The sequence below is a fragment of the Helicobacter sp. 12S02634-8 genome (genome assembly GCF_002272865.1).
GTDB lineage: Bacteria > Campylobacterota > Campylobacteria > Campylobacterales > Helicobacteraceae > Helicobacter_J.
In genome coordinates this window covers 144,581-166,169 of record NZ_MLAP01000003.1, presented here as the reverse complement: position 1 = coordinate 166,169, position 21,589 = coordinate 144,581, and the positions used below count along the sequence as shown (strand labels likewise).

The window sequence follows — 21,589 nt, the reverse complement described above, 5'->3', positions numbered from 1 at the left end:
TTCTAACCCTTAACTCATAGATTTCTTATAGAAACCCATCAACCAGAGATAAAAAGAAAAATTATCGGAGAGTTTTATATGCGGCTCACCTGAATGGGATTGGAATATTACAAGCTTATTGCTTAATATATGCTTAATGGATTGAGGGGGGGGGATAAAAAGAAAGAAGGAGAAAAGGGAGGGAGGTAAGATTGGGAGGTGGGAAGAGGGGTTAAAGCCTGTTTATGGAGGTTTTGGGATTCCCACAAATGCTTAATGGCGATAGATTTCTGGATATTTGCTTTTCCAGCGCTTATGGAACCAAAACCAACTCGACGGGTTGTTTCTGATGGCTTTTTCAGCAAGGTCTGCTTGGGCTTGTGTGGCTTCTTGGATATCTTTTTCTGTGTCTTTGGTATTTTGGGCATAGATAGGAGGGTAAAACCTGATTTGAAACTTTGAGTAATCATCATTGTAAGCAATCAATACTGGGACAATGCCAATCTGAAAGCGCCTAGAAAGGACTGATGCGATCGTGGTGTGGGTCGCTTCTTTGCCAAAAAATTTGATCCATATCCCCTCATCAGGAGAGATGTTTTGATCTACTAATATCCCTGCTAGTGCCTTGCCTTTACTATACATTTTCAGCAAATGCCTGAAAGCGCCCTTTTTGTCTATCAATCTCGCCCCGCAAGCCTCCCTGCGACTGATGATCAAACGATTGATCGCCTCATAATCTGTCAAACGCCCCAAAGAAGCTAGGTCATACCCAACATACCGCTGGGGCAATATGGTAGCCATCGCCTCCCAATACCCAAAATGCATTCCCATCAGCACAGCACTCCCATCATTTTTGAGTGCATCGAGCAAATAAAATTCATCAAATATCTCAAACTTTTTTTCATATTCTTTTCGTGGGATATAAACAGCCCGAAGACTCTCTAGGAGCACAAAAGAAAAATTGCGATAGCACCGCTTGATGATTGCGTGTTTTTGAGTATCTGTCATTGCTGCTCCATAGACAAAATGCAAATTTGCCCACGCATCGCAAAAGCGCCGCCTATCGAGCTTTTGCATTAAAAACGCCACGCCATCTACTACAAACAAAAATCCTCGATGGGGCAATCTAGACAAAAAAAAGCCCAAACAATTCATACCCCACTCAATCAACTTGACTAAAAATCTCATAAAACTGCCCTCAATGACTCAGCTACTCTCTCTGGAGGTATGAGTCTGATAGAAAAATCATTTTTATCATAATTTGCCCTGAGATTGCCACTCAAAGAGATATTTTTCTCTCCATATAGTTTGAAGCGCTCCATAGGTGTGTTTCCATAGAGCGTGATAGAGGCTTTTTGCATTGCCCACGCCAAATGCGTTACCCCCGTATCTCCACCGATAACAACATCGACCCGCCCTATCAATGCCTTGAGTGCATCTAAGCCCATCTTAGGGAGAAGCACCACATCAGCAATACCACTGATTTTGTCAAAAAGATCTTGAGCTTTTTTGGGGTGGTGGTGTGAGAGTAAGAGGATTTTTATGTCTAAATCCATGAGCAAATGTGTGAGTTGGGCATATTGCTCAATGGGATAGGTCTTGGCTTCAAGGCTAGCTTCGAGGACAAAAACAATGGTTGCCTTGCTTTGATTACCCAAAATAGTATCGATTTTTTGTGCTGCTTGCTGGGTGTATCCAAAAGCCTTTTGCCTTTGTGTGAGAGAGGTTTGTGGAGGGATATCTTGCCCAAAAGCCCCATAGAGGAGCTTTGCATTGCGTTCTAAAATATTTTTTTCATAAGGGATATGCACACAATGATTATAAAACAATGCTGCAAGACTTTCACGAATAGAATTTTTATCAAAACCTATAAATTTTGATTTTTTAAGCATACTCCCAATCAAGGCTGATTTGATAAGCCCTTGCAAATCTATCACAATATCATACACACCATAGCCACACAAAGTCTTCCAAAGCCTATAAAATGCCATAGGGTTTTTGGATTTGAATATTTTTTTGAAAGGGAGTTTATGCAAGCCATCAATATAAGGGCAATGATCTAAAATATCTCCAAACATCTCATCAACAAACCAATGGATCTCAAGCTGGGGGTAGAGGGTCTTGAGATGGGGCAAAAAAACTGCACTCACGATAATATCTCCCAAAGCTGAGAGGCGAATAATAGCTACTTTCAAACAACCTTCTCTTGAAAAAATTCAATCTGAAATTCTATGGGCTTGACTAATTTCATCACATTTTCTTGAGAGAGATAAAGCCCTTGGGAGCTTCTGACCTTGAGTCTATCGCCCTCATAGCTATAGTGTGTATCACTCGGCAAGCCCACAATACACATCGCTTCAGCCATACCAAGTATAAAGCTCAGCCACTGCAAGGTCAAAATAGGGGGCATAATCTTGCTGATATGGGCGATTGAATTGTCTTTGGGGATTTTTTTATTGCTGAACTGGGCTAAAAGACAGATGATGGCCTTGTCTTGATGGGAAAAGCCATAATCAAGGGCGTGGAGCAAAAAATAAGCGCTGTGTTCGTGCGCGTCATAAAAGCTTAGCTTTTTGCCAATACCTGAAAGCCGCCCTGCAATGGATAGATGGAGCTTGTATCGCACATCGATTCGATGCACACTCCATAGGGCGTCAAAAATCTTCAAACATTCTTTTTTGACACTTTGCCCGTGCTTATGGTGGAGCAAAAATCTATCTGCCAACGAGCTCAAAGAGGGATTGAAGCCTATGGGGAAGGTGTAGTTTTGATTGCGCAATAAATCACTCAAAAACACACCCTCACGCACACCTACGCCACTTGTAGTGACAATATCAGCTTCAAATCTCTCTAGCAACACAGCAAGGATCAAAGCCCCACTACGGATATTGTCCTTTCTGTCCTCGCTCACGCCAAGAGAGGCGAGTTTTTCTTCTTTGGTTGTGTAGATTTTCTCAATAAAGGGCAAATGCTCTTTGATATCCATTTCATAGCCATGAAGCACATCAATGGGATAATCTGTATTTTTCATTGCCATTTTTGAGATCGCGCGGATAGTCCCGCCTATCCCAAAAATATTAGTATGCCGATAGGTTTTTGGAATCTTTTCAATTTCTTTTTTGATAAATTCCTTAGCAGCCCTCAAGTCTTCTTTTTTATCAAAAAAAAGCTCTTTTAAACGGATAGTCCCGATATCAAGAGAAATCAGATCAATGACCTTGCCCTCTTTGATGAAGGCACACTCCGTGCTACCACCCCCTATATCAATGGTAATGCCATCTTTTTTATGGGAAAGGTTTGCACAAGCAATGCCCCCATAAAATGCTTCCTTTTTGCCATCAATCACCTTGATTTGTATCCCACAAGTTTGCTTCACTCGCGATATAAATTCTCTTGCATTAGGGGCATCTCTGATAGCACTTGTGGCGACACACAAAAGCTTTTTGCTGCCATATTTTTGGGAGATTTGCTTGAAATCACTCAAAGCCTTCAAAGCCCTTAACATAGGCAATTCTTGAAGTATCCCACCAAAGCGATAACTACCTTCTGAAATCCTAACTTTGGATTTTATCTCATACAAAAGATAAAACCCAAACCGACTCGTTTTTTGAAAAATCGCCATACGAACCGAATTAGATCCTATGTCAATAATGGTAGTTATTTTTGCCATCACTCTCCTTCTTGCAGCTGGTCAAACTTATATTTGAGCTCTTCGACACTCTCGACATTATCTGGATCAGGGATAATCGCATCGACAGGGCAGACCCCCACACAACTAGGCTCATCATAATGCCCCACGCACTCTGTGCATCTATCAGGATCAATGATATAGAGGGGATCGCCCTCATCAATAGCTTCATTGGGGCATTCCTCCCTGCAAGCATCACAAGCAATACATTCATCATTTATCAACAAAGACATTTTCTACTCCGATATTATAGTTTAGATATTTCTAGAAATGACCTTTTAACCAAAACAATCTTAACTTTTATTGAATCGCTCCATCACGCACCAAAAACATATCCACCCCATAAGAGCTTTTTGTATCTCCATCGCACCCAAGAGGCATATCACGAAAAATAATCTTAGAATTTGGCACAAGCTTGAGCAAATCATCAAAATCTCTGGCGATATAAATAACCTCAGCCTTTGCAAAAATCGCTGCTTTGAGCTCGTGGGCTGTGGTGATTTTCACAATCGGCACAAGCCCCACTCTGCTAGCAAACGCACACATACTAGCAAGCTCCTCTCCTAAAACACCTGCCTCCAAAATCACGCAATCACTCCCATAAATCACAGATTCTAGCAATTGATAAGGACTGATAAAAATATCACTATGGATAATCAATCTCTCACTATAGCGCCTGAGCTGTGTGATACAATCAAAAGCCGCTACAGATGGGACTTCTCGCCCATAAATAGCAGTAAAATCAATCACAACAGCTTGTGTATTAGATGTTGATAGTGCCAAAAGCCCCTCATAAGCAAAAGGCTCACAAAAAATAATCTTGCCTGCTGTAGTGCTATCCTTTGCCCTCTGGAAGGAAGTGGCTTGGGCTCTTGGTGTATAGGGGTTATAAGCCAAGCTCCTGCCTAAAAAATCAAAAGGCAAAAATTCTTCTTTTTTTTGCAAGCTTTGCTTGAGATTTTCAAAATATTTTGCAGGATAAGGCTTCATTGTGCGCACTTGCTAATAGATTGCAAATGTGTTTTGAGCTCAGGCTCACTCTCAATCTGTTCTTTAGGGATAGTCGCAAAAATCTTTTTAGCTTCTGCGCATTTCCCAAGCTTATAATACCCCCACGCAAGAGAATCCACATAAGAAATCGACCCTGGATCAACCTCTAAAGCAGTCTTGACATAGCCAATCCCCCTTTTGACATCGATACTATAATCAATCAGCATATAGCCCAAAAAATTATAAAAAAACGCATCTTGATAGTTCAGATTTTCTTTGGTGCTAGCAATCTCTTTTTTGCGCTGCAAAAGTGCGTCTTCAAGCTTTTTGATAATCTGTGTGGTGAGGGTTTTAGGGGGTGAGGGCGTGGCTTCATACAAATAAACAGCTTCTAGCGCAAGGTATTTAGGGTTTTTTTGCTCTGCATAGATCAAACTTGCTTGTTTGGCCGCAAGAGCAAACTCCTTTTGTGCTACATACAAATCCAACAGCAAATGCCTATTGAGCGGGAAAGTCTGCGCGACCTCTTGGGCTTGCTTGTATTTTTTCTGTGAAGTTAGGATCCAAATATAATATCTTGCGTTTTCGATTGTGGGCGATTTTTCATACATCTCTTTGAATACTTCTTGTGCCCCTGCGATATCATTAAACTGCATCAATGTATTGAAACTTTTTTGACACAATTCCTCAGAGCAGCCGTATTTTTTGAGATGGGATTTCAAAAGACTCAAGGCTTCATTTTTATTATTTTGGCTCAAATAGATAGTGATAATCTTTTCTAAAGCCCCTTCATCGTGGGTTTGGTTATAAAATTTATTGATCAAAGGGAAAGCTTTGTCAAAATCCTTTTGACTCAAATAAAGCGTCCCAAGCACATTATCCACAGCCAAAGAATCTTCCTCTTTCCTGATACCCTCCAAAAGAGAAATCGCCTTTTTCACATCACCCATACGAATATAGCTATCAGCAAGGATTTTGTTTGTAGAAATATCTTTAGTGTCTTTGGTGGCTTCTTGATAAGCTAAAGCAAGCTTCAAAGCTGTCTGAAAATCCCCTAAATTAGCAGCAGAAACTGCAGCTTGCTTGGCATAGGCTACATTATTTGTTTCTTCATACAATACCAAATAACCATCTTTTGCTGTAGCAAAATCCCCCCGATTGAAGGCATCTGAGCTAATCATCAGATAATAATCTTCAGAAAAAGTATTTGCCTTGAGTGCCACACACAGCACGAAAATAAACCCCACTTTTAAAAAACTTTTGAGCATTGAACACCTTTGCAAGATTTGCATAAATTTTCTAACTCTTCAGCTGTGATTACATCTCTTTTATGCCCCTCCCAAAAAGGAAAAGTCACGCACTGCTTGGGTCTGACATCATAGATAAGGCATTTTTTAGTCATATCATCAAAAAAAACACACGCCATACCATCGATACTTTTTTTCTCCAAAAGCGAAAATTTATATCCCAATTTTTTAACATATTTTTGTGTGAATTTATCAAACGAAACATCTAAAAAATTGCTGATAGCTAACATTTCATCGATAGTGACAAAGATATAGCCACTCTCTCCTGTGCAGCATTTCCCTCCACAATCTGCACACATAGAGCCATCAAAGCCAAAATCAAAGCCACTATTTTTATCTGGGTGCATCAATCAAAATCATACTTGAGTGTTACAACAGCCCTACCCATTAGCAGATCATCGCTAAGCATTTGGGAGTAGACAACAGAGCCTGTGAATTTATCTGTAAAAGCATAGCTGATTTGAGGAGAAAGCTCGACAATCCTAGCATCCATTGTCACATTATCAGATCTTGCTGGGATAACAGAGCCTCGGTTCTTGCTGCTTTGTCTGATTCTTTTAGAGCCTTTTTTCATAAATGGATATCGGTTTTTGCCCCCGACCCACACAGCATCAATCCCAAATCCAACGCGATTGAGTTTATAGTGGTGTGTGAAATACACTGCTTGCAAGCTTGTGTTCTTGACCCCACCTGTCCCTGTCCAGCCAAACCCCATCAAGCCCCCAGCAATGATACCGTTCCACAATTGACCCCCCACATTGAAAGCCCCCTTGCTATCAAGCATTGTGCCATACCCTTGACCAAAGCTGCCGATATAGCCTAGCTTACCTGTATAACCACCTGCTTTGATATTGACTTGTAGATTATAAATACCTCTAGTTTTTGCATACCCACCATAGGGAGCTCCCTCTGGATCTAAACCTGCTAGGGCAGAAAAATAATTACTCAAATTCGTGCCTTTAGTATGGAAAGCTGCATGACTATTCATCACAGTCCCAGCAATCTGCCCCAAAAGCCCGATACTCACGCCATTATCAAGATGGAATTTATAATGGATATCTCCAAACATCATCATATTATAAAGCTGCTCAGCATAGCTATAATAAAGCTTGAAGCCCAAATCTTTTACCTGAAAGTCTTTATCGCTTTCAACACCCAAAATAAAGATATTGTTGCCAATTCCATAGGTGGTAGCTTGATTCATTGCAAGCATAATATTATCTGTCATCCAGCTATCATAAGCAGAAGCATAAAGGCGGATCCCTTGAATATCTTTATTTTCGATCATTCCCCCAATCCCCCTATCTCCATAGGAAGTCCCTGCATTTAGGGCTGAAACGATATTCATCTGACCCACTCGCACAGTGGTTTTAGAGCTCTCAAAAGTTTTATTGATATAAAGATTGCTGATATTAAAAACATCTGGGGCTGAACTCTGGTCGATACGAGGTGCCCTGCTCCCTCCGATTGAATTATCTGAAGTCACAGCATCAGGCACACCTGGTCCATAAGCAGCAAACAAGCCCACAGTCAAGCTATAGCCATTGACTTCCCCTGAGTGGACATTGGGTAAGAAAAACATCTGATAGCCCTGACCTGAGCCATCAGCGCCATCACTATAAAAATACTTCCCGCGCAACCAACCATCTAAAGTAGCATTTTCTATTGCATCTTTGAGCGACGAACCCATCAAAGCACACCCTCCAGTCATGCAAAGCAAAACAATAGATTTTAAAAATTTCATTTTTATCTCCCGAGTTTTGAATTTTAAAAGCTAATCACTATATTCTAAAAAATATAAAGATTTAATAAAATTCTCTGACTCCTGAGATTTTAAAAATTATATGTGATTTGCATACGCGTGCGATTCAATGATATATCTCCAAATATGCTTGCATAATAGATTTGGGCTGTGATCTTTTTCCCGATTTTATAAGCAATGCTTGGTGTGAGTTCAAAGAAACTTGCATCGAGTGTCTTTTTTTGACTGGGATAGGCAGGACTCCAGCCTCTATAGACATAATTGGCGTGGTTTGAGCCAGCTGTAAGCATAGGATAGTTGTTTTTACCACTCACCCACGCAAAATCTAGCCCCAAAACAAAATCTGACAACTTATAGCTTGCTTCTGCATAAAGGGCATTGATATTAGTGCCTTTAGTCGCCCCTCCACCCAAAAATCCAAAACCATCTGCCCCATGCCCTTGAGAGCCGTTCCAAAGCTTACCGGCTGTGTTGAACCCCCCGACATTATCAAGCAAGGCTGCATATCCTTGCCCAAAGCTTCCGGCAAATCCTAGCTCAGCATAAAATTTATGCACTTCGATACTTGCTTGGATATTATAAAGCCCTCTAGTGGTGGCTAATTCTTGTCTGGGGCCTGTGGTAAATGATTCTTGAGAAACTTTATTGGCAAAATATCCATTTAAAAAGACACTTTTGCTTTCAAATCTAGCCGATGGATTCACACCTGTCGCAGCGACTTGTCCCATAAATTTCAAAAATGTATGCTCGGCCAATGTGTATTTATAAGCCAACTCACCAAAAATCATATAATCAATCAACTGATGTGCCCATAAATCATAGAGTTTAAAATCAAGCTTATGGATCGCCCCATCATCTAAGGCATAGCCCCCTGAAACCCCTCCGATGATGAGATTATTGCCGATTCCAGAGCCTTTTTTGCCCGTGTCATTAGGGAGTTTGCTTGCTTGTGCGGCGATATAAATATCATCTGTAATCCAGCTATCATAGCCAGACAAAAATATCTGTGTGCCTTTGATATCAGAATTCTCTATGCTTCCACCAATCCCTCTATCGACGCTTTTGTCTGTGAAAGGCCCTGTAAGATTCATCTGACCGACTTTGACTTTTGTCTTTGTTTGTGTAAAGCTTTTGTTGATATAAAGATTGCTGATATTAAAAACATCTGAGCCGCTCATATCTGTGCGCACCCCGCGACTCCCTTGGATATCATTATCGGTATTGTTGCCTTTATCGGGTGTCCCTGAGCCTTGTGAGAAAAATATCCCCCCACCTAAAGAATAGCCATTGACCTCCCCTGAAGTCAAATCGGCTTTGATGCGAAACTGAAATCTACTCCCACCCCCATCATTGCCCCCATTGGTGGTAAAACGACCAAAAGCAAAGCCACTCAATGATGTTTCTTCAAAAGCTTCCTTCAAGCTCCCTGCTTCTGCCAATGAAAATGCAAATACTAAAAATGTTCCTAAAGCCTTATACTTCATTTTCCCTTCCTTTGATAGTATTTTTAGTTTGTCGCATCAATAATAAAATCACTTGTGTTATTATTGATGTAAAGATACTAATTAAAGTTAGCTTGAAAATTTCTGAATAATATTTGCCGTTTTGTTACTATTTTGTAATATAGGAAAAAGAGTTACAAACTGATTTGTGGGTGGTAATTGCTCTTTTGGATATTGACATAAAACTCTACAACCAAGCTCGAGGAGGTATCAGACTTTTTGACAATGATGGGCAATAAGACCTTGATACTAGCAGGGGCATTTTGGAGCTCGCTAAAAAATCGATTCATCATCACAATATCCTTAATCTCCCCACGCACAAAATATGTATCGATACTGAAAGATTCGCCATTGTCTGCTTGGAATAATTGTTTGACGATATTGACTTGTGTGAAATACTGATCCAAATCGTGCTTTAGCTGCGTGCCATCTAATGCAGAAGACATAATATTCAAAGATTTTTGATTGAGAGTTTTGGTCTTTTTGAGTGCGTTGAAATGGCTTTCAAAATCGCTTTTAGCTTTTAAGAATACGATTTTGATTTTTTTCTCTTCGATATGCTGCTGTTTGTATTCTTCAATCACTGGCCATAGGCAATAATTGATAAACACACTCACAAGCAAACAAAAAATCACAAAAAAAATCAAATTGCGGATTACTAGCTCTGGCTCGACATCGATATAGAAAAAATTCTTATTGCCTTGTGTGCTCATCTGTCTGCTTCCTTGGGTTGTTCGATGATTGAGATGACAGATCGGCTCGTAGAAACAAAATGATACCAACCATTTGAAAGAGGGAAAAAGCTCACATTGCTTTTGCCAAAAATAGCCTTCAAGGGGTCTTGGAGCAAGAACTTGAATACCTCTTTAGAGGGCGTGGAACCTTTGATAGTCAAGAAATCACTGCCAATTTCAATATAATCAATCGTGATCTGATCGGGAATGATATTGAATAGATTTTTGATCACATCACGCACGATGAGATTATGCACCTGTCTGCTTTTGAGCAAATCGACCTCAAATAAAATCCGATTCTGGTATGCATCCAGTTCAATGACCTTGGTCTGATAATCAATCTGCTTGGCTTGATAATCTGCTACCCTGCTATGAGAGAGGAATATCTGGAATTTCAAAAGAACCAAAAAACCAAAGATAATCACCAAAGCAGCAACAATATACAACAGCCATATCTTGGTGATTTTAGTCAGAATATGCTTGGGATGGGGCGTGAGGAAACTAAAACGCATCACTTATCCTTTGCAAATTCAATCCTTGCAAGTCCATTGAGCCCATCGAGTATGGAAGCAGGGATTTTATGGGTTTCAATCATCATATTTTCACTCAAATAGCTCAAAGCCCCCTCTGATAACCCATAAGTATCCAAAATAAAGATTTTTTCGATAAATTGGCTTTCATAAAGTTCATTAGAATAAAACTCTCTGAGTGAATTCTGGATAATCGATGAAACGGTGGCAATCTTAGCAATATCATCTACCTTGCCCTTGGTTTCATCTTCTTGACTATCAAGCAAAAGCCTTGCATTGAGCTTGTCGATAAAAAAATCAGAATCCCCCAAATCTTCTAGCTCATCGATTTCATCATCAAAATCCTTATTTTGATCGCCCAAAAATGAAGTAGAAAAAATATCGTCCATCGAAGCTGTCGTATCCTCGCTCACATCTTCAGTTTCCCCCTCGACGATAAAATACCCTCCAAAATACACGCCCTTATTGTCTGCTATCAACAAAGAAATACAGCTCCTTTCTTGCAGGATATACAAATGCATTTGTGGCTCTAGCTGGTCTTTGATTTTGTGATAAATGAGTGCAAAAGGCGAAAACAAATAATCTGGCCCACCGATTTTTGAGAATTTTTCAATATTTTCTTTGATGGCAGAGTTTTTGATATAAAACCGAAAATTTTCAAAATCCAAAATATTGAGTTCTTTAGGATTCAGACCATATGCGAGCAAATCCTCTGGCTTGCCCTTTTTCAAGATACCTTGATTATAAGTCTTAGCCATAGTGCTCAAGTAGGTGAAGGGATATTTTTTCTGATAAGTCCTAATCAGCTTGATGGCGTCCATCGGCAGTTCGTTGTTGATGATTTTGAATTCTTTTTGCAAACTCTCAATGACTTGCTTATTTTTGATACGCAAGATTTTGATCGCACACATCTTGCTGTCGATATTCACAGCGATAAATACATTTGAAAAAAAAGGTTTTATCAATTTTGAAAAACCAAAAATATCCATCATCAACCTACTTTTTAATTTAGAACTATTTTATCAAAAACCGCTGCGTTTCTCCTAAAAAATCTTCCATACGCATATAAACAAGCTTTTTAGCCTCTTCTATATCCATATCTTTGGGGATAAAAAACGGCTCTAACATATAATAATCAATCTGAGAAAAAGGCTTTGGTATCTGGAAGCGATCCCAAGTATTCAAGCGATAATATTTTCTTGGAAACACCCTGCATACACTGATTCCCACGCCCGTCTTTTGCGCCATCGCCACGACACCATCAGCGATATGGTGGTAGGGTCCTTTAGGACCATCGGGCGTGATCCCCATATCCCACCCCTCCTTTAAATGTGCAAAAGACTCCACAAGCACGCGCCTGCCACCTTTATTGGTAGAGCCTCTAATAGTCTGAAACCCAAAATAACTATAAAGTTTCACCATCAGCTCCCCATCAAAATGCTGGCTTGAAATCACGCAAATCTTAGGCTTGGGCTTGAGCTTGAGATAAGCAAAGGGCAGCATCAAAAATTCTCCGTGCCAAAAACTTGCAATAAAATTAGTTTCTTTGAGCTGCTCGGATAAATAAAATCTATGGCGACAGCTCCCATACAACAGCCACAATATCCCCCAAACAAGCCGCGGGAGAATAGCAAGGGTGATTTTTTGCTTCCAGCTTAAAGTCATTGCAACATATCCCCTATCAAGCTCCCTCCATCACTTTGTGTGATCTGGATCTCTAAAATATCTCCGATATTCAGGGCTTTGTTAGGGATTTTGATGAGCTTTCCATTATCGCTACGTCCCTCAGAAAACACCACCTCCCCAGTTCGGACATTTTCAATCAGCACGCGATGGATCTTACCAATTTCATTTTTAGCCTTTTGGCGCAAAATTTCCTTGTGTTTATCTTGCAAATAAGTCAATCGATAAGAAGCTACCTCTTTAGGCACACTCCCCTCCTCTCCCCAACCAAAAGACTCTGTATGCGGACGCGGAGAATACACAAAGCTATAAACAGTATCAAACCCCACTTGCTCAAGCACATCGATTGTATCAGCAAAATCCTCTTCACTCTCTGTAGGAAAGCCCACGATAATATCTGTCCCAATCCCCACATCAGGCACTAAAGACTTGAGCTTAGCGACACGATTGAGATACCACTCCTTGCTATAACCCCGACGCATGGATTTCAAAATCCTAGTCGATCCACTCTGCAAGGGCATATGGATAGATTTACAGACCTTAGGATTGCTAGCAAATTCTTCTAAAAATGCATCGTCCATATGCAAAGGGTGGGGCGAGGTGAAACGGATTCTTTCTATCCCCTCTATCTTGCTGAGCTCCTTGAGCAAGCCTGTAAAATCAATACGGCTATGGGGAAGAGAAAATCGGACACCATAGTTATTGACATTTTGTCCCAAAAGCATGAGCTCTTTGACGCCGTTTTTTGCTAGCTTATCTGCTTCAGATAAGATCAAGTCCAAGGGGATTGAAATCTCCTTACCGCGAGTGTGGGGAACGATACAATAAGCACATTTTTTATCACAACCAATGGAAATATTTAACAGCGCTTTGATACCTGTGTTTCTGGCTGTATCAAACACATAAGTGCTATCATCATAATCAATCGCAACCTCTACAGCCTTGTCTTTATGGATAATCTCTGAGATTTTTGAGATATTTCTTGCTCCCAAGACAAAATTCACACTCGGTGCTCTTTTGATAATCTCCTCGCCCATATGGCTAGCTGTGCAGCCACAAATACCGATCTTTGCCCCTTGCTTTTTGAGTCGAGCAAACTGCCCAATCTCTGAAAACAGCTTGCGTTCTGGCTTTTCCCTCACACTGCAAGTATTGATCAATATCAAATCAGCCTCTTTAGCATCATCGGTCACAGAAGTGTAACCTTGCTTTTTGAGCTCACTGATCATATGCTCGCTATCGCGCATATTCATCGCACACCCGAGCGTTTCTATATACAACTTCATCAAAAACTACTCAAATAATATGCAGCTCATAAATATAGTCTTTTTCATCCAGACTGATTTTGATTTCTGAAAGATAGGCCTTTCTGCCCTTGCCCTCAAAGAAATTCACAGCCTTCAAAAGATCTTTATGGTTATTAGCGCGGTCAAAATAAAATACCTTATCGCCCCCTGCTTCGAGCTTTTCAAACAGCTTTTCTAAGCTGATTTTTTGTGGTTTTTCCTCCATATTTCCCCTAGCTAGCGTCAATTCCATGCCATATTCCTTTCTTTGATAATTTTAATGGTGCATTTTAACTTGTTTTGCCTTACAAAAAGTTTGAATATTCTTTATTCAAAATCCCATAAAAAATGGCATTTATAAAAAATTTTGCTATAATAAAAAACTCTAAAAACCTCCTACTCTATGAAATAAAACTACACAATCAAAGGACACAGATGGAAAAAATACTCGATATCATAGAACTTATTGCTTATGAAAAAGGACTTCAAGTATCGACAGTATCGCAAGTTGTCAAAGACTCTATCATCAAAATGGCAAAAAAAGAAATCGATGAAAATATCAACTACACCGTAGAAGAAGACCACAAAGAAAGAACTTTTAGGCTGATACACACCATCAGTGTCTGCGAAGAAGATGACCCCAGAATCCAAGATGACCCGACTAACTTTATCCCCATTTCTAAGGCAAAAACAACCGATAGCGAGCTCAAAGCTGGTGATGAGATCAAATATGAATTGAGTTTGGAGGATATGAGCAGGAACGCTGTGAATTCGCTTTTTAAAGACCTTGAATTCCATATCCAGCGCATGATTGAAAATCAATTATTTGAAAAATTCAAATCCAACATTGGCAAAATCATCACTGGAGTTGTTGTCCGCGTCGATGAATCCCAAAATACCTATATCGAAATCGATGGAATCCGCGCTGTCTTGCCTATCAAAAATCGTATCAAAGGTGAAAAATTTGTTGTGGGCGATACTGTTTCTTCGATCCTCAAACATGTGGGTATCAACAAAGATAGTATCCATATCGAACTCTCGCGCACCACGCCTAAAATGCTTGAAGAACTCCTTGCGCTAGAAGTCCCTGAAATCAAAGATGGTGAGGTCATCATCGCCAAAAGTGCAAGAATCCCTGGCGATCGTGCGAAAATAGCCCTCTACTCCCATAGCCCTAAAATCGACCCTATCGGCGCTAGCGTAGGGGTCAAAGGCGTGCGTATCAATGCTGTAAGCAAAGAGCTCAATGGCGAAAATATCGATTGTATCGAATACTCTGAAGTGCCTGAAATATTCATCTCCAAGGCTTTAGCACCAGCCAATATCATCAGTATCAAACTCCAACCACAAACAGAAGAAAACATCCCCCCTAAAGCCATCATCAATATCATGAGCGACCAAAAAAGCAAAGCTATCGGCAAAAATGGTATCAATATCCGTCTGGCTTCAATGCTTACAGGCTATGACATCGAGCTTGTAGAAATCAATGCAGAAAAAGATTCGCAAGACACGCAAGATAAAACCCTTTCAAAAGTCGGCATTGATGCACTTGAATCACTCTTTAAACAATAGCATTGCCCCATCATTCCATCATTTAAGGCTAATTGTATGAAAAACTTTTATTTTTTAAAAAACAATCTTTTTACAAACTACACTCTTGAGGTTAGTTTTAAAAAAAATTATCCTTTTGAAGAAAATTTGAGCGAAACTTTTGAAAAAATATGCTCTTTGTATGATAAAGAAAAATTTCAAAATCAAAATGAACCTCAAATTGAAGATGAATTTATCTCCAAAACACTCAAAATTCTGGGATGGCACTCTATCTATCAAGAAAGCAAAATCATTCAAGGCAAGATTGAAAAACCTGATTTTCTGCTTTTTACAGATGAAAAATCAAAAGCAGCCTATCAAAATATTCCCTCGCAAAATAGATACTCAAGCAACGATAAAATAAGCGTTATCTTGGAATCTAAAGCTTATAATATTGCCGTTGATAACAAAAAAGTAAAAGACAACCCGCATTTTCAAATCTTGCGTTATCTCAACAGCTTAAGAATTCATTTCGGATTTTTAACCAACGGAAGATTGTGGAGATTTTATGACAATTCCAAGCTTTCTTCAGAAAAAATCTTCTACGAAATCGATTTGGAAGCCATCATCGAAAATAACGATTGTGAAGCGTTCAAGTATTTTTATTTTGTTTTTAGAGCAGAAAATTTTATGCCCGTTTTAAATCAGCAAGAAATTCCGATCGCAGAAGTTTTATTCAAAAATACCCAATCAAAAAAGAAAATTGAAGATGACTTGAAAGCTTTGATTTATGGAATCGATAATCAAGATTCGATTTTTGAAAAAATCGGTAGTTGCATTTATGCCAAAAATGAGGGCATTTCACTCGAAGATGTGTATAAAAACGCCCTTTATTTTACATTTCGCTTATTGTTTATCGCTTATTTTGAAGATAAATTCGATGAGACACTCCAAGCACATAAATACTTCAAAGATGAAATCAGTTTGCAAAATCTACTCGAACAACTTGATGACAAGGAAGACAGCTTCAGCGGTTTTGTCCAACTACAAAAAATTTTTAATATTTATGACAAGGGCGAACCCAATTACGATATGCCTATCTTTAACGGCGGACTTTTTGATGCCACAAAAACAAAGCCTCTTTATGCTCCCAAGCTTTTTTCAAACAAAGATCTCAAAGAGATTTTAGAAAAATTCTTTTATTTTAAAGAATCCGATAAACATTTCAAACGCGATTATCGCACACTTTCAATCTCTCATTTAGGCACAATTTATGAAGGCTTATTGACTTACTTTTTTCAGATCGCTCAAGAAGATATTTTTTATATCGCCTACTCTTCAAAGAAATCAAAATCCAAGCAATCCGAAATTGAAGGCTATTTCGATAGCTATGATTATGAGAAAATCAAAAAAACCCACACCATCCAAAAGGCTAAGCATTACACAAAAGGACAAATCTATCTCAAAAATACAAGCAATTCCCGCAAAACGACTGCAAGCTATTACACACCTGAATCTGTCGTTTCTTATCTGGTAAAAGAATGTCTCCAAAACAAAATCACACCCGAAAATATCCTACAATTCAAAATCCTTGACAATGCCTGCGGAAGCGGTCATTTTTTGGTTGAAGCACTCAATCAAATCACCTTAGAAATATTGCATAACTTTGATGCCTATGAAGCATTAAAAGCAATTTATGAAAAAGAGAAGCAAACCATTATCGACAACACCGCCCAATATATCGCTAATTATCAAATTGATGAGAGCGATATCCTCAAGCGCCTTTTACTCAAACGCACGATTTTTGGCGTGGATCTCAATCCTTTCAGCATTGAACTTACCAAACTCAGTCTTTGGATCGACAGCTTTATCTTTGGAACGCCACTAAGCTTTATCGAACACCATATCAAATGTGGCAATGCCTTAATCGGTTCAAGTATCGAAGAATTTAAAAAATTCTATTCTGATTACAACAAAAACGCACGCAATCTTTTTATACAAAATTTTTTAAAAGAATTTGATGCCTTATCAGATGTCTTTAAACAACTTGACTCCCTAAAAGACACGACCGAAGAAGAGATATTGGAATCCAAACGCATTTACAAAGAGCAAATCACTCCGATTCTAGAAAATCTAAACCTTCTCTTAGATTGTTTCAGTGCACTGCAATTCTTTACACCCGAAGAAAAAAGATTGTTCGACTCTCTCATAAAAACAGGTCTGCAAGATCTGTTTGACAACAAGGAAATAAAAGCCCTCATCCAAACCTATGCCAAAACTTACAAATTCTTCAACTACGAAACCGAATTTCCCGAAATCGTAGAAGAAGGCAAGTTTAAAGGCTTTCAAGCCATCATCGGCAATCCCCCTTGGGACAAGACAAAATTCAGCGACAGCGACTTTTTTCCTCAATACAAAAGCGATTATCGCACATTGTCAAACACGCAAAAATCACAATTGCAAAAGGACCTTTTGAGCAAACCCTATATCAAAGAAGCCTATGAAGCCCAAAAATTCCATATCGCCGCTGCCAACAACTTCTATAAAACCAAATACCCCTATAGCCGCGGGAGTGGAGATGGGAATTTGTTTAGGTTTTTTGTCGAACGCAATCTTTCGCTTTTGGAAGAAGGAGCAAATCTGGGATATATTTTACCCTCTGCTCTGATGTTTGAAGAAGGGAGTTTGGCTTTGAGAAAACATATCCTTGAAGATAAAACGCTCCATTTTTTCTATGGTTTTGAAAACCGCGAGGGTATTTTTCCCGATATAGCTAATCATTACAAATTTGCCCTGATGCAAATCCAAAATACTCCCGCCCCCAAAAATCACACGATCCAAACAATGTTTTATCAGACCAATACCCACTCCCTTAATGACGCTTCCAAGGTCATTCTCCTAGATTATGAGACCATCTCCTCCCTAAGCCCGCACCATCTTGCCCTGATGGAATTGCGTGATAAGCTTGATTTGAGTATATTGCAAAAATGCTATCAAAGCTTCCCCACACTCTCCTTACAATGGCTGGATTTTAGAAACGAACTTCATATGACAGCAGATAAAGATCTGTTTATAGAAATTTCTGGGGGGGGGGGGAATTATGGCCGCTTTATGAAGGCAAGATGTTTTATCAATTCCACACCTCTTTTCATACCTCGCAATATTTCCTAGACCCTGCCAAACTCAAAGAAAGACTCAAAAGCAAAGAAATCTATCGCCTCAAGCAAGATTTAAAACTCAATCAAAAAGAATACGAAAATCTTTTAAAATCCACCAAACAAAATGAAGATGACTTTATCGCATATGATCACGAATTTTTCCGCTTGGGCTTTCGAGACATTGCCAGAGATACAGATGAACATACTGCTATCTTCAGCCTTTTGCCCAAAAATATCGGATGCGGAAACACCGTTTGGAGTTCCATACCCAAACGCTACGCCCTTTTGGGAGATTCTATCAAGATAGAGTGTGTTTCTTACCTGCGGCTACTTTTTGCTCTGGGTATCTTCAATTCTTTAATCATCGATTTTTTAGCACGTCAGATGGTGCAAATCCATCTTAATAAAACCTATCTTGAGCGTCTCCCACTTCCCCAGCCAAACGATGCAGAAATCTTAAACAATCCCATTTATCACTCCATCGCCATCAATGCTCTCAAACTCCAACTTTATAACGACCCTGAAACTTTTTGCGAAATAAGCAATATGTTTGGTATTCAAAAAGATCAAATCCCACTCACGCCCAAGCTTTACGATCAACTCAAAGCACAAAATGAGATTGCCGTTGCCAAGCTTTATGGGATTTCTTATGAAGAATTTTGCCATCTGCTAAAATCTTTTCAAGTCCTTGCAAATAAAAAACCCGAATACATCGCTTTAATCACATCTCCAAAACTATGGGAATAGTCCTGCAAGAAATCCCTTGCAAGCTTTCATAATGCTTTTAAAAATGGGTTTTAAATATCTTATCGCTTGAGATTATTGACAGTTTGGAGCATTGCATCAGCTGTTTGGATCGATTTGGAGTTGGCTTCATAAGCCCTCTGCCCTGTGATGAGATCAGTCATTTCTTCGACTAATTTGACATTACTGAGTTCTACAAACCCTTGCCTGAGCTGCCCTAGCCCCTCATTGCCTGCGATACCTACGATAGGATCACCTGAGGCATTGGTATTGATGTAGAGATTATCGCCTAAAGCGTGCAATCCTGCGGGATTGATAAAATGAGCAATTTCAATCTGCCCGAGCACATTACTTGTGCCTTGATTCCCCTGCACGACGCTCACTGTGCCATCTGTGCCGATATTGATCTGCGTCGCATCTTGGGGCACGGTGATTTGGGGCAAAAGCATATAGCCCTCTGCAGTGACAATATTGCCCCCATCATCAAGCTTGAAACTCCCACTGCGGCTATAAGCAACACTCCCATCAGGGAGCTGGATCTGAAAAAATCCTTTTCCTGTAATCGCAACATCTAAATTATTATCAGTTTCTTTGGGACTGCCTTGAGAAAACATCTTGCTGACTGCCCCAGGGCGCACACCAAGCCCCACTTCTATGCCCGTAGGAGAAAGCGTAGTTTCGCTCGTGGCCGTGCCTGCATATTGCAACACTTGATAAAACAAATCATTGAACTCTGCTCGCTGCTTTTTATACCCCGTAGTATTGACATTGGCTATGTTATTAGAAGTCGTATCGATTTGGAGTTGTTGACCCAACATTCCTGTTGTAGCAGTGTATAGCGAACGCATCATAGTTTTAAGCCCTTAATAAAATATCTTATCGATATCTTTGTATCTTTTTGTCTTAAAATAAGCAAAAACAATACCATATCAAAAAGCACGGACAAAAGGACGCTCATCGATATACCCCACTGCCACATCAACCCCATACAACACGCTCAAATTCTCTGCACTAATCGCCTCTCTGACCTCGCCATTATAGAAATTTTTGCCATCTTTAAGCATAAAAACCTCATCAGCATAAGCACTCACCAAATTGGGATCGTGGATATTAATCAGCACAGAGAGGGGCTTTTTACTCACTTGATGTTTGAGCTGTCTGAAAAGCAAGGCTTGGTTTTTGAGGTCAAGATGCGAAGTGGGCTCATCAAGCAAAAGCAAAGGGCAATCTTGCAACAAAGCCCGACCCAAAAGTGCCATCTGGCGCTGCCCTCCACTGAGTTCATTGATACCTTTGTCTTTGAGATGAGCTATCCCGATTTCTTCCATCAACTCTAAAGCCTTGTTTTTGTCCTCTAATTTGGGTGCACCAAACACACCCATCGTATGAGTCAGTCCCATCATCACGACATCAAGCACACTATAATTAAAAGGACTCACCCACTCTTGAGGGACATAAGCCACATAGCTAGCCCGAAGAGGCGGGGGGAGCGCTAAGATATTTTTACCCCCAATAGATATGCTGCCCCCAAGGGGTTTGTGCATACCTAAGATATTATGAAACAATGTCGTTTTGCCCGTGCCATTAGGAGCGAGAATCGCTGTGATTGTCCCTACCTTAGAAACCAATGAAACATTGTCTAAAATCTTATTTTTACCATAATAAAAACTCAGATTTTTAATCTCTAAAACCTTCATCGATCGCCCCATTTGCTCGCAAACTTACTGAGCAAAAAGATAAAAAATGGTGCGCCCAAAAGCGCTGTGATGATACCAACAGGAATATCATAAGCACTCACACTCCGCGCTATGGTATCAGCCCCTAATAATATCAAAGCCCCCAAAGCCACAGACCCACCGAGCAAATAACGCATATCTGAGCCAAAAATCACTCGCGCCAAATGGGGGACTACAAGCCCCACCCAGCCAATAGTCCCGCTCACACTCACAGCTAGCGCACACGCAAAACTGATACAACTGATACAGATAAAACGCATTTTTGTGGGCGAAACTCCCAAAGACATACACTCACTATCCCCCAAGCCCAAAATATTGATACGCCATCGCAGCAAAAATAGCGGGACAAACCCCACCACCAAGCCCAAAAGAGCGATTCGGACATTTTCCCAACTCGCAAGTGAAAGACTCCCTAGAAGCCAGATGACTATGGCTTGTGCTTTTTGTGGATCGACAAAAAACTTGATCGAACCACTGAGCGCACTCAAAAAAGCTGAAAGCACCACGCCTGAAAGCACCAAAGAAATACTGCTCCCCCCAGCCAATCTACCGATAGCAATCACCAAAAACGAAGCCCCCATCGCACCGATAAAAGCTAAAATCCCTATGGGCCAGCTCTCAAACAAGCCGATAGAAACAGCACTCCCAAAGGCCGCTCCTGATGAGATACCAAGCAAATAAGGATCAACCAAGGGGTTTTTGAAAATCCCTTGCATGATCGCCCCAGACCCAGACAAGACACCTCCAACGATAATGGCCAATACAATGCGCGGGAAACGAATCTCATAAATAATGACCCCATCACTACTCAAGGGCTCTCCATGAGCAATATGCCTATAAATATTCCCCAGCACATCTCCCCAAGCAATATCGCTCGCACCCAAAAACAGAACAATCACAGCCACCAAAACGACTAAAAAATAAAGGACTGCTTTTTTTATCAATATGCTTTTTTTGAGA

The 21,589-nt window shown here is 40.0% G+C and carries 21 protein-coding genes; 3 read left to right on the top strand and 18 right to left on the bottom strand.

Annotation, left to right across the window (positions count from 1 at the left end; all coding sequences use genetic code 11):
• Positions 1-252: 252 nt before the first annotated feature.
• The 15 genes from BKH46_RS03255 to BKH46_RS03185 form a co-directional block, all read right to left on the bottom strand.
• Entirely contained in the window at positions 253-1,167 is a 915-nt protein-coding gene (locus tag BKH46_RS03255) for a lipid A biosynthesis lauroyl acyltransferase (RefSeq protein WP_095225404.1), read from the bottom strand.
• The gene (gene waaC, locus BKH46_RS03250; protein WP_095225403.1) at positions 1,164-2,174 is read right to left on the bottom strand and encodes a lipopolysaccharide heptosyltransferase I; all 1,011 of its coding nucleotides are present in this window, start codon (positions 2,172-2,174) and stop codon (positions 1,164-1,166) included. The genes BKH46_RS03255 and waaC overlap by 4 nt, the downstream gene beginning before the upstream one ends.
• Positions 2,171-3,649 carry a Ppx/GppA phosphatase family protein gene (locus BKH46_RS03245; protein ID WP_095225402.1) on the bottom strand — a complete coding sequence of 493 codons (1,479 nt, stop codon included), beginning with the start codon at positions 3,647-3,649 and terminating at the stop codon, positions 2,171-2,173. Before BKH46_RS03245 ends, waaC begins: the two co-directional genes overlap by 4 nt.
• Positions 3,649-3,900: a YfhL family 4Fe-4S dicluster ferredoxin gene (locus BKH46_RS03240; protein ID WP_095225401.1), complete on the bottom strand. Its 252-nt coding sequence runs from the start codon at positions 3,898-3,900 to the stop codon at positions 3,649-3,651. Before BKH46_RS03240 ends, BKH46_RS03245 begins: the two co-directional genes overlap by 1 nt.
• A gap of 67 nt (positions 3,901-3,967) precedes the next feature.
• Positions 3,968-4,657 (bottom strand): hypothetical protein, encoded by a 690-nt coding sequence (locus BKH46_RS03235; protein ID WP_095225400.1) that lies wholly within the window; start codon positions 4,655-4,657, stop codon positions 3,968-3,970.
• A complete protein-coding gene (locus BKH46_RS03230; protein WP_095225399.1) occupies positions 4,654-5,925 on the bottom strand; it encodes an ATP-dependent nuclease subunit B in 1,272 nt (423 codons plus the stop codon). Before BKH46_RS03230 ends, BKH46_RS03235 begins: the two co-directional genes overlap by 4 nt.
• The gene (locus tag BKH46_RS03225; protein WP_095225398.1) at positions 5,907-6,311 is read right to left on the bottom strand and encodes a YkgJ family cysteine cluster protein; all 405 of its coding nucleotides are present in this window, start codon (positions 6,309-6,311) and stop codon (positions 5,907-5,909) included. Before BKH46_RS03225 ends, BKH46_RS03230 begins: the two co-directional genes overlap by 19 nt.
• Positions 6,311-7,708, bottom strand: coding sequence for a major outer membrane protein (locus BKH46_RS03220; RefSeq protein ID WP_095225397.1), 1,398 nt, complete (start codon positions 7,706-7,708; stop codon positions 6,311-6,313). The genes BKH46_RS03225 and BKH46_RS03220 overlap by 1 nt, the downstream gene beginning before the upstream one ends.
• 89 nt (positions 7,709-7,797) lie before the next feature.
• Complete coding sequence (locus BKH46_RS03215) at positions 7,798-9,210, bottom strand: major outer membrane protein (protein WP_095225396.1); 1,413 nt, start codon at positions 9,208-9,210, stop codon at positions 7,798-7,800.
• A 152-nt stretch (positions 9,211-9,362) separates the two neighbouring features.
• Entirely contained in the window at positions 9,363-9,941 is a 579-nt protein-coding gene (locus tag BKH46_RS03210; protein ID WP_095225395.1) for a hypothetical protein, read from the bottom strand.
• Positions 9,938-10,474, bottom strand: coding sequence for a hypothetical protein (locus BKH46_RS03205; RefSeq protein ID WP_095225394.1), 537 nt, complete (start codon positions 10,472-10,474; stop codon positions 9,938-9,940). The genes BKH46_RS03210 and BKH46_RS03205 overlap by 4 nt, the downstream gene beginning before the upstream one ends.
• Complete coding sequence (locus BKH46_RS03200; protein ID WP_095225393.1) at positions 10,474-11,481, bottom strand: hypothetical protein; 1,008 nt, start codon at positions 11,479-11,481, stop codon at positions 10,474-10,476. Before BKH46_RS03200 ends, BKH46_RS03205 begins: the two co-directional genes overlap by 1 nt.
• A 25-nt stretch (positions 11,482-11,506) precedes the next feature.
• Positions 11,507-12,157: a lysophospholipid acyltransferase family protein gene (locus BKH46_RS03195; protein WP_095225392.1), complete on the bottom strand. Its 651-nt coding sequence runs from the start codon at positions 12,155-12,157 to the stop codon at positions 11,507-11,509.
• A complete protein-coding gene (gene miaB, locus BKH46_RS03190; protein WP_095225391.1) occupies positions 12,154-13,461 on the bottom strand; it encodes a tRNA (N6-isopentenyl adenosine(37)-C2)-methylthiotransferase MiaB in 1,308 nt (435 codons plus the stop codon). Before miaB ends, BKH46_RS03195 begins: the two co-directional genes overlap by 4 nt.
• 10 nt (positions 13,462-13,471) lie before the next feature.
• Entirely contained in the window at positions 13,472-13,714 is a 243-nt protein-coding gene (locus tag BKH46_RS03185; RefSeq protein WP_095225390.1) for an HP0268 family nuclease, read from the bottom strand.
• A 182-nt stretch (positions 13,715-13,896) separates the two neighbouring features.
• Between BKH46_RS03185 and nusA the strand changes: the two genes are divergently transcribed.
• From nusA to BKH46_RS09740, 3 genes are read left to right on the top strand one after another with little or no spacing between them, the layout of a single operon-like run.
• Entirely contained in the window at positions 13,897-15,033 is a 1,137-nt protein-coding gene (nusA, locus tag BKH46_RS03180) for a transcription termination factor NusA (RefSeq protein WP_095225389.1), read from the top strand.
• 36 nt (positions 15,034-15,069) lie between these two features.
• Positions 15,070-18,162, top strand: a complete 3,093-nt coding sequence (locus BKH46_RS03175; RefSeq protein WP_253248281.1) for an N-6 DNA methylase — start codon at positions 15,070-15,072, stop codon at positions 18,160-18,162.
• Positions 18,114-18,896, top strand: coding sequence for a hypothetical protein (locus BKH46_RS09740; protein ID WP_253248280.1), 783 nt, complete (start codon positions 18,114-18,116; stop codon positions 18,894-18,896). Before BKH46_RS03175 ends, BKH46_RS09740 begins: the two co-directional genes overlap by 49 nt.
• 59 nt (positions 18,897-18,955) lie before the next feature.
• Here the strand turns inward: BKH46_RS09740 and flgG are convergent, their stop codons facing one another.
• From flgG to BKH46_RS03160, 3 genes are all read right to left on the bottom strand, one after another.
• Positions 18,956-19,744 (bottom strand): flagellar basal-body rod protein FlgG, encoded by a 789-nt coding sequence (gene flgG, locus BKH46_RS03170; RefSeq protein WP_095225388.1) that lies wholly within the window; start codon positions 19,742-19,744, stop codon positions 18,956-18,958.
• Between the two features lie 78 nt (positions 19,745-19,822).
• Positions 19,823-20,590, bottom strand: coding sequence for an ABC transporter ATP-binding protein (locus tag BKH46_RS03165; protein ID WP_095225387.1), 768 nt, complete (start codon positions 20,588-20,590; stop codon positions 19,823-19,825).
• The gene (locus BKH46_RS03160) at positions 20,587-21,573 is read right to left on the bottom strand and encodes an iron ABC transporter permease (protein WP_095225411.1); all 987 of its coding nucleotides are present in this window, start codon (positions 21,571-21,573) and stop codon (positions 20,587-20,589) included. Before BKH46_RS03160 ends, BKH46_RS03165 begins: the two co-directional genes overlap by 4 nt.
• Positions 21,574-21,589: the final 16 nt, after the last annotated feature.

Bases quoted from the DNA above. Each gene is read 5' to 3' on its own strand.
- nusA (WP_095225389.1), top strand. From the start codon at position 13,897: ATGGAAAAAATACTCGATATCATAGAACTTATTGCTTATGAAAAAGGA.
- BKH46_RS03255 (WP_095225404.1), bottom strand. From the start codon at position 1,167: ATGAGATTTTTAGTCAAGTTGATTGAGTGGGGTATGAATTGTTTGGGC.
- BKH46_RS03235 (WP_095225400.1), bottom strand. From the start codon at position 4,657: ATGAAGCCTTATCCTGCAAAATATTTTGAAAATCTCAAGCAAAGCTTG.
- BKH46_RS03205 (WP_095225394.1), bottom strand. From the start codon at position 10,474: ATGCGTTTTAGTTTCCTCACGCCCCATCCCAAGCATATTCTGACTAAA.
- BKH46_RS03240 (WP_095225401.1), bottom strand. From the start codon at position 3,900: ATGTCTTTGTTGATAAATGATGAATGTATTGCTTGTGATGCTTGCAGG.
- BKH46_RS03165 (WP_095225387.1), bottom strand. From the start codon at position 20,590: ATGAAGGTTTTAGAGATTAAAAATCTGAGTTTTTATTATGGTAAAAAT.
- BKH46_RS03200 (WP_095225393.1), bottom strand. From the start codon at position 11,481: ATGGATATTTTTGGTTTTTCAAAATTGATAAAACCTTTTTTTTCAAAT.
- BKH46_RS03230 (WP_095225399.1), bottom strand. From the start codon at position 5,925: ATGCTCAAAAGTTTTTTAAAAGTGGGGTTTATTTTCGTGCTGTGTGTG.
- BKH46_RS03245 (WP_095225402.1), bottom strand. From the start codon at position 3,649: ATGGCAAAAATAACTACCATTATTGACATAGGATCTAATTCGGTTCGT.
- BKH46_RS03185 (WP_095225390.1), bottom strand. From the start codon at position 13,714: ATGGAATTGACGCTAGCTAGGGGAAATATGGAGGAAAAACCACAAAAA.
- BKH46_RS03210 (WP_095225395.1), bottom strand. From the start codon at position 9,941: ATGAGCACACAAGGCAATAAGAATTTTTTCTATATCGATGTCGAGCCA.
- BKH46_RS03175 (WP_253248281.1), top strand. From the start codon at position 15,070: ATGAAAAACTTTTATTTTTTAAAAAACAATCTTTTTACAAACTACACT.
- miaB (WP_095225391.1), bottom strand. From the start codon at position 13,461: ATGAAGTTGTATATAGAAACGCTCGGGTGTGCGATGAATATGCGCGAT.
- BKH46_RS03195 (WP_095225392.1), bottom strand. From the start codon at position 12,157: ATGACTTTAAGCTGGAAGCAAAAAATCACCCTTGCTATTCTCCCGCGG.
- BKH46_RS03215 (WP_095225396.1), bottom strand. From the start codon at position 9,210: ATGAAGTATAAGGCTTTAGGAACATTTTTAGTATTTGCATTTTCATTG.
- flgG (WP_095225388.1), bottom strand. From the start codon at position 19,744: ATGATGCGTTCGCTATACACTGCTACAACAGGAATGTTGGGTCAACAA.
- BKH46_RS03220 (WP_095225397.1), bottom strand. From the start codon at position 7,708: ATGAAATTTTTAAAATCTATTGTTTTGCTTTGCATGACTGGAGGGTGT.
- BKH46_RS09740 (WP_253248280.1), top strand. From the start codon at position 18,114: ATGTTTTATCAATTCCACACCTCTTTTCATACCTCGCAATATTTCCTA.
- BKH46_RS03225 (WP_095225398.1), bottom strand. From the start codon at position 6,311: ATGCACCCAGATAAAAATAGTGGCTTTGATTTTGGCTTTGATGGCTCT.